A 6,766-nucleotide genomic window follows, 5' to 3' on the forward strand; every position below is an offset into this window, starting at 1 on the left:
AAAAGTTCCACGGAAACTCCAATTAAGGAAAGAGCATTCAGAAAAGGCCGTACTTACAAAGACTTTCTCGCTTTTATTGAGAAAGAGCATCCGGTAAACATAGTTGAAATGGATACTGTTGAAGGCAGAAAAGGAACCAAGCCCTGTTTTCTGACTATGTTGTTCAGAAGCTGTAACCTTATGCTCATGTTCCTGCTCAAAGAGCAGACTCAGGCGGAGGTTCTAAGAGTTTTTGATTATTTAACTGAAGCACTTGGTATAGAACTGTTTCAAAAACTCTTTGAAGTAATACTTACTGATAACGGCAGTGAATTCCAATATCCTGAAATACTTGAAGCTGACCAGTATGGCGAAATCCGAACAAGAATATATTACTGTGATCCTAATCGCTCAGATCAAAAAGGTGCATTAGAAAAGAATCACGAGTATATCCGGTATGTACTGCCTAAGAAGTCTTCTTTCGAAAAGATGGACGATGCAAAGACGCTGCTACTTCTTAACCACATCAACAGCGAGAAAAGGGATATGTTGAACGGACACAGTCCGTATGAGATATCGCTTTTACTGCTGGATAACAGGCTACACCAAGCATTAGGTCTCAAGGAGATACCTGCAGATGATGTAACCCTGATACCAGCATTAGTAAAATAAAACCATAGATCACACAGGCAAGTTTCACTGCATAGAATTTAGTCTTTCACCAAAGGCATGTGGAATTTAGTCCTGCACACTTTTTTCCAGATGCCTGTTAGGTATGCAGAAAAACTTAAAAAATGTGACTATGAAGGCATTATATACTAATTTTTAACTATTGATAAGAGAGAAAAAGTAGAATTAAAATCTGCATAATTCCTAGGTTTTCGCTATGTAGAATTTAGTTTTACTATCAAGCAGCGTGTCTACAAATGTGATTGTGGCCTCACCATTGACCGAGATCTTAACGCTGCCATTAATATCAAAAACGAAGGCCTTCGTATATTACAATTAGCGTAGGCTATATAATACTGTAGGGTGGGAACCACCCGAACATAACACCTGTGGACATTGTGTAAGACGCATCGTTACAGTAAATTTGTAGCCTGCGCAGTAGTGGTTGAAGCAGGAAGCCACGTACCTTTAGGTGCGTGGTAGTTCACGTGAATAGGTAAAACATAGAAATATAGTGACAAAGGCTTCCGGCCATAACAAAGAGGTGGAAGATCTCGTGTGAACCCCATAGTGAATTCCGGGAGTTGAACTTTATCAGCTTAAGTGCATAGATTACTCCACCGATGGTGTACATTATTCCACCTGCCAGGAGCCAGGAAAAACAAGTTAAGTTCACGTTTGTAATCAGCTGTGGCAAAGCGAATACAACAATCCAGCCAATACTGATATACATCACAGAAGACAGCCATTTTGGACATGTCACCCAGAACAGCTTAAATATCATTCCTGCAAAGGCCAATATCCAGACGGTGGTCAGCATATATTTCCCGGTGCTCCCAAGAGCGCAGATGCAGACTGGTGTATAACTGCCAGCTATGAGTACAAAGATCATCATGTGGTCAATGCGCTTAAAGACCATCCCGGCTTCACCCTCAAACCATACAGCATGATAGGTAGCACTGGCTCCGTAGAGTAGGATCATGCTGAGCATGAATATTGCCAAAGAGATAAGCTTTCCTTGACCGGCCATGTGACCTGCAGCATGAATAAGAAGAGCAGGAGATGCAAATACAGCTGCAACACAGGCAATGGCATGGGTAAGACAGCTAACAGGTTCCTTTAACAGTTGGCAAGGATCGATTCTATCAATATTAAGTGATGGGTTTGTGGTTACGCTAACCATAATATCGACCTCCTAATATCCTCACATCGGATTTTGAAAAACCGATTAAGAACATGATAGAGATATTCGGATAACTTGTCAAGAGTTTTTCGAAAACTCGTCGCAACATATTGAATACTCATCATGGAATATGATATTATATTCATGGTTTTTTAAGGACCGCATGATGTATCGATGTTTTGATTTTACAAGGAGAATAATTTGATGGATATAGATTTTTCACTGCCACAGTATAGCGAGATACCTGGTGTTGGGCTTTTTCTTGAACAGGTTTCAAAGTATATAAATGAGGTGCTTGCACCTTTAGGAGAAGCAGATTTAACCGGATCCATGATCAGTAATTATGTAAAAAAGGGAATTGTGGACAATCCTGTGAGGAAGCAGTACAGCCGCGACCAGATTGCCTGCCTTATCTATATAGCCATGGCAAAAAACGTTCTCTCACTTGATGACGTAGCAGTTATGATAAGGCTGCTGAAGGAGAGCTGTGATGTTAAGACTGCGTATGAATACTTTCGGGAGGAGTTTCCTTCTGTGCTCAAGGCAGTATTTGAGAACAGGGAGATTGCGGCAAAAACTTCCGGGTCTGAGCTAAAGCAGATTTCGAGGAATATCTCCATAACCATTGCGCATAAGATCTATTTGGACAAGATATTTAAGCAGCTTACAACGGAAGACGGAAAGCTTTTGAAATGACTCGAAGCAAACCCGCCATATCAAAAAAGTACCGCCACCGGGAGCCTGCCGCAGTGACGGTACTTCATCTTTTTGGAAGATTATTCATCGGATATCTTCCTCCTTTCTACTATCTATATCGGATTATAGGATGTTTTACATTAGAAGAAAACCATTAGCTTCGCCAAATAAGCAGTGCTATTTCATAGCAGTTGGCGACAGCATCAAAAAAGTAAGACAAAAGCCCCTGACTAAAGAGCTTTTATTTTTGTGCTTATTTGACAATAGTAGTCCTGCCAGAATGGTTACTGGTACTGCCAATACAGATATAAGTGCAGTTGCACCAGCATAGAGTTTACCCTTATCGTCGTGATTGTTTTTGCTTTCAGAACTCATATCAGATTATCCCCTTTTATCGGAAGCTGAATCACATTTGGAATCAACTTTATCACTTTCATTTTGGGGTACAAAGCTGCTTCCACAGTGGAGGCAGATATACCCGGTCATTCCTTTATCTGTGATTTTCGTCATTTCTTCACCGCATTTTTTGCAATTCATAAAAAATCCCTCTCGTACAAATTTTAGAAAATGATGATGCCTCCAATGGCAGCAAGTCCGCCGGCAAATGCCGTCGCAGTAAGGATGTTTCTTATTTTCGATTTTAAAATATCTGCATCTATATATTTCCCGCGGAATCTTATAGTATTTATAGTTTTTGGAGTTCGCCTAATAAATTGGCATTTCTTTATTCTTCATTTGGGACCCTCCTGGATATCATTCAACCTTTTCCGATTATGTTAGTACAAAAATGTGTCTTATAACTGTTCATGATATAAAGAAATGATAAAAAGAGTATTAAGGATATAAGACATAGTGGTAGGCGGCTGACTAAGATTAAAAAAGTATGAACTTCTGCCTGAAAAGACACAGTATATTCAAGGATTCTCCGGGCTAAAAGATTAATCAATAAATAATATAGCGTTTATCGCGTGTTTATATTCCGTTGATATAATGCTTTTGGAGTCTTATGTAAGAGGGAATGAGAGTGAGAAGAATCACAGAAAAGAATATATATAAAGAAAGAGCGATTGAGACATGTGGCTTCTGCAACAGGACATACTGGGCTCTTCGAAGAAGTAATATAACCGATGTTTTCGCCTTAATACACACATACAACAGGGGTACACTTGGAAGTGTAAAGGGAATTGGCGAAAAGGGATATGCTGAAATTGAGAAGTATATCTCAGAAGTATACTTGGATCCGCAGGAAGACTGATTGCAAGGTGAGCTTATGGCAAGTGTGATTATTGTTGACGATTCTCCGGTTAATCGCAAATTGCTTAGAAATATACTGGAAACTGAAGGTTTCGAAGTGATTGGCGAAGCTGTAAATGGCAAAGAAGGCTATGAAGAATTTCAAAAAACAGCTCCTGATGTCGTCACTCTAGATGTTTCTATGCCTCAAATGAATGGAATAGAGGCATTAAAGCTGATGAAAGAGCACAATCCTGAAGTTAAGGTGATAATTCTATCGGCTGAAGGACAGAAAGAAATGAGGGATGAAGCTGAAAAGTATGGAGCTGATGGCTTTGTTACCAAGCCATATCAAAAATCTGAGATTCTAAGTGCAATAAAAAGTTGCACAGAAGACCGTAAGTCATGAAGCAGCTATCAACAATAAATTTACTCCTCCGCTGTTTTGAAGCGGGGGAGTTTTTTATTGACAAATACCGGGTTTTAGTTGTTAAATAATGAACGTTGCCCTTGAAATGCTTATTGGAGAGGTATAGTGCATGAAAATCATTGATTTTATAAACCTACAGTCTGATTCCGAGATTAAAGAGATTCTTATTGAAGTATATAAAACAATCAGAGAAGCCATACCTGATGCAGAAGAGTGTATTTCCTGGAATATGCCGACATTCAGAAAGGGAAAAAACATAATACACTTTGCGCCTGCAAAGAGTCATCTTGGCATTTATCCTGGCCCTGAGGCAATCGAAGCATTCGAAGACAGACTTGCTGCTTATAATACCAGCAAAGGCGCAATCCAGTTTCCATATAATAAAGACATTCCTTATGAACTTATTGCAGATATTGCAAAGTGGAGCTACGAGAAAAATGCTGTGGAATAAAAGAGAAAGGGCTTAAAAGCCCCCTCACCTACTTGCCTGCATTGTAATGAGCTGAAGATTACCCGTTCCAAAGAACAGTGAGTTCCTGATCATGCCAATCCTATATAGGCTTAAAACATAAAACATCACGTACATGATATGTAAGACTCCAAAGGTGTTTATAAGTTCCTCTACAGTCGGAGGAAAGCCGTGTTTGCGCGTATAATTCCCAACATACTCTGCAATTTGTGATTCTAATTTTTTCATCTGCGTAATCCCCTTCAAATACAAAATTATAGTAAAACAAATTAAAGCATTCTCTTTAGGTCGTTGCGTATTTTTGTGACCTGAGAGATTGCGTTTTCGCATTCCCTCTTGGCCTTCCCAATCTGGGACTGGACTATTACATCCATTAAAAAGCCATCGCAAAAGAGATCTCCAAAGGTAAGGAATCCGTTAATGTGAACTGATGAATAACCATCCACGTCGCGAAGTTCCTTTGAAAATCTGGATAATGCCTTCTTTGCTTCATTTATCTCATGTTCGGCATCGCTCATTTTGCCATGCTTAATAAGACCACTGATAAATCCGCCGCCGAGAGTATCAAATAATCCCCATCCGCTTGCGCTGGAAAGGCTTCTTTTTGCCCTTTCGAGATGGTTAAGTGCCACATCAGCAGCTCCAATCGCTTCCTGAATTTCTCTTGTTCTTACATCATACATAATTGTTCCTCCGTAAACATCCAGGGTGGACTCTTGCTAATATCATAGTAGAACAAGGGAAATTGAAAATATATGACAGATGCAGTGTGATAAGCTAGCTTATTTTCCTTTTTTAGCGAATACGTGAAGGATATTGTCCTTATATTAAAAATGAATAAATACACCATCTTGTATTATAACAATGATGGTACTACAATATTATGTATAAGAAACCCGTAAACCTTATTTATTCCAATGGAGAGTGATCATGATCACACAGTTTCCGGAAGTAATAACTATTGATGGTTTCATTTACAAAAAGATGTCCCAAAGGGCAAGTGGCGGAGCATATTATGACTCTAAAGATAATCCTTCTGAGATAACATCGAAGTCGATCTGCCTTTATCCGAATGGTGAACTCACTTACAGCTGGAGAGGTGTAGAGCAGAAGTGGAATAAAAGCTACAGGATAGTAGGAAGGCAGGCATTTAACTAAATATGGACTAATAGGCTTCACTGCAGAAATGTAGTGAAGCTTTTTTATTGAAGGCTCATAGTTGCAGTTCAATGTTCATCGATATGTTATTCATAATTAATCAAATTTTTATATAAAAAATGTTAGAATTAAGTATGGATACCTCTAAAGTATAATAATATTGGTAAGGCATGTGTATTATGAATTCTCAAAGGATCTATACTTCTATCAGCATAGCTATCCTTTTCCTGGTGATATCTCTAGGTGTTTTTATCATGCCTGTTCTTGCATCGTCTGATTCCCCTGATAAAGAACTTACAATAGGTGTGCCTATAGACAGATGTCCTATGTTTTATATAAACAAAGACACCGGGGAGATTGTTGGAATCGGCGTTGATCTTATGGAATCCGCTGCCAAGGAAGCTGGTTTCAATGTCACATTTAAAGCAATAAGTGAATCAAATCTTAAGGAAGCTCTTGATAATACTGAGTACGATCTTGTTATGCCCTTTGGAAGTGCTGTTTCAAGCGCATCTGGTCAGGCAACCATCGTATCAGACAATCTCATCCAGACCCCATTTACCATTGTAACTACAGACAAGCACTCTATTTCAGACATAAATACTATAAGAGTAGGTATGCTCAAATCACAGGGCGGAGTAGCAGAAACTGTAAAGCAGTTATACCCTGGAATAACGATATCTCTTTACGATTCCATGGCTGATTGCATTAAGGCACTTAGAAATGAAGAGGTAGATGCACTTTTACATAACTCATATACGTGGAGCTATGTGCTTCAAAAGCCATCCTATAAAGACCTTAAAGTACAGCCTTCTGCCATGTTTTCAATGGATTTTCGTGCCGGAACTCTTGAAACCCCCGAGGGAAGAAAACGCATTGAACTTCTAAACGAAGGAATAGCGGCTATTCCTGAAACCAAAAAGCAGGCTATAGCCCTTGATTATACTAC

General features: G+C 39.2%; 13 protein-coding genes. 8 read left to right on the forward strand and 5 right to left on the reverse strand.

All coding sequences use genetic code 11. The features are described 5' to 3' along the window. The coding region (locus tag J6O61_RS05200) for a transposase (RefSeq protein WP_442861697.1) at nt 1–651 on the forward strand (651 nt) is incomplete at its 5' end. Between the two features lie 234 nt (nt 652–885). Further along, a complete protein-coding gene (locus J6O61_RS19570) occupies nt 886–993 on the forward strand; it encodes a zinc ribbon domain-containing protein (protein WP_292210466.1) in 108 nt (35 codons plus the stop codon). A 139-nt stretch (nt 994–1,132) separates the two neighbouring features. Here J6O61_RS19570 and trhA read toward each other — a convergent pair whose 3' ends face one another. After that, a complete protein-coding gene (gene trhA, locus J6O61_RS05210) occupies nt 1,133–1,831 on the reverse strand; it encodes a PAQR family membrane homeostasis protein TrhA (RefSeq protein ID WP_292210441.1) in 699 nt (232 codons plus the stop codon). 204 nt (nt 1,832–2,035) lie between these two features. Here trhA and J6O61_RS05215 point away from each other — a divergent pair, with 204 nt between their 5' ends. Continuing rightward, complete coding sequence (locus J6O61_RS05215; protein ID WP_292210443.1) at nt 2,036–2,527, forward strand: DUF1836 domain-containing protein; 492 nt, start codon at nt 2,036–2,038, stop codon at nt 2,525–2,527. A gap of 177 nt (nt 2,528–2,704) precedes the next feature. On the opposite strand, the gene J6O61_RS05220 is transcribed toward J6O61_RS05215, so the two are convergent. Next, entirely contained in the window at nt 2,705–2,902 is a 198-nt protein-coding gene (locus J6O61_RS05220; RefSeq protein WP_292210444.1) for a hypothetical protein, read from the reverse strand. A 6-nt stretch (nt 2,903–2,908) separates the two neighbouring features. Further along, nucleotides 2,909–3,064 carry a hypothetical protein gene (locus J6O61_RS05225; protein WP_292210446.1) on the reverse strand — a complete coding sequence of 52 codons (156 nt, stop codon included), beginning with the start codon at nt 3,062–3,064 and terminating at the stop codon, nt 2,909–2,911. 487 nt (nt 3,065–3,551) lie between these two features. On the opposite strand from J6O61_RS05225, the gene J6O61_RS05230 reads away from it, so the two are divergent. From J6O61_RS05230 to J6O61_RS05240, 3 genes are all read left to right on the forward strand, one after another. Beyond that, nucleotides 3,552–3,782, forward strand: coding sequence for a hypothetical protein (locus J6O61_RS05230; RefSeq protein ID WP_292210449.1), 231 nt, complete (start codon nt 3,552–3,554; stop codon nt 3,780–3,782). A 15-nt stretch (nt 3,783–3,797) separates the two neighbouring features. Continuing rightward, a complete protein-coding gene (locus J6O61_RS05235) occupies nt 3,798–4,169 on the forward strand; it encodes a response regulator (protein ID WP_292210452.1) in 372 nt (123 codons plus the stop codon). 130 nt (nt 4,170–4,299) lie between these two features. Beyond that, nucleotides 4,300–4,641: an iron chaperone gene (locus tag J6O61_RS05240; protein ID WP_292210454.1), complete on the forward strand. Its 342-nt coding sequence runs from the start codon at nt 4,300–4,302 to the stop codon at nt 4,639–4,641. Nucleotides 4,642–4,665: 24 nt separating this feature from the next. Here J6O61_RS05240 and J6O61_RS05245 read toward each other — a convergent pair whose 3' ends face one another. Together J6O61_RS05245 and J6O61_RS05250 are read right to left on the reverse strand one after the other, a co-directional pair. Next, nucleotides 4,666–4,887 carry a hypothetical protein gene (locus J6O61_RS05245; RefSeq protein WP_292210456.1) on the reverse strand — a complete coding sequence of 74 codons (222 nt, stop codon included), beginning with the start codon at nt 4,885–4,887 and terminating at the stop codon, nt 4,666–4,668. 41 nt (nt 4,888–4,928) lie between these two features. Then, nucleotides 4,929–5,342 carry a hypothetical protein gene (locus J6O61_RS05250; RefSeq protein ID WP_292210458.1) on the reverse strand — a complete coding sequence of 138 codons (414 nt, stop codon included), beginning with the start codon at nt 5,340–5,342 and terminating at the stop codon, nt 4,929–4,931. A gap of 247 nt (nt 5,343–5,589) precedes the next feature. Between J6O61_RS05250 and J6O61_RS05255 the strand changes: the two genes are divergently transcribed. Further along, nucleotides 5,590–5,817: a hypothetical protein gene (locus J6O61_RS05255; RefSeq protein WP_292210460.1), complete on the forward strand. Its 228-nt coding sequence runs from the start codon at nt 5,590–5,592 to the stop codon at nt 5,815–5,817. A 179-nt stretch (nt 5,818–5,996) separates the two neighbouring features. Then, the coding region (locus J6O61_RS05260) for a transporter substrate-binding domain-containing protein (RefSeq protein ID WP_292210463.1) at nt 5,997–6,766 on the forward strand (770 nt) is incomplete at its 3' end.

Origin of the sequence: Butyrivibrio sp. (genome assembly GCF_017635265.1) — a bacterium.
In the GTDB taxonomy this organism is placed as follows: domain Bacteria; phylum Bacillota; class Clostridia; order Lachnospirales; family Lachnospiraceae; genus Butyrivibrio.

Coding starts and splice junctions, on each gene's coding strand:
- J6O61_RS05250 (WP_292210458.1), bottom strand. CDS start 5,342: ATGTATGATGTAAGAACAAGAGAAATTCAGGAAGCGATTGGAGCTGCT.
- J6O61_RS05220 (WP_292210444.1), bottom strand. CDS start 2,902: ATGAGTTCTGAAAGCAAAAACAATCACGACGATAAGGGTAAACTCTAT.
- J6O61_RS05245 (WP_292210456.1), bottom strand. CDS start 4,887: ATGAAAAAATTAGAATCACAAATTGCAGAGTATGTTGGGAATTATACG.
- J6O61_RS05215 (WP_292210443.1), top strand. CDS start 2,036: ATGGATATAGATTTTTCACTGCCACAGTATAGCGAGATACCTGGTGTT.
- trhA (WP_292210441.1), bottom strand. CDS start 1,831: ATGGTTAGCGTAACCACAAACCCATCACTTAATATTGATAGAATCGAT.
- J6O61_RS05255 (WP_292210460.1), top strand. CDS start 5,590: ATGATCACACAGTTTCCGGAAGTAATAACTATTGATGGTTTCATTTAC.
- J6O61_RS05225 (WP_292210446.1), bottom strand. CDS start 3,064: ATGAATTGCAAAAAATGCGGTGAAGAAATGACGAAAATCACAGATAAA.
- J6O61_RS05240 (WP_292210454.1), top strand. CDS start 4,300: ATGAAAATCATTGATTTTATAAACCTACAGTCTGATTCCGAGATTAAA.
- J6O61_RS05235 (WP_292210452.1), top strand. CDS start 3,798: ATGGCAAGTGTGATTATTGTTGACGATTCTCCGGTTAATCGCAAATTG.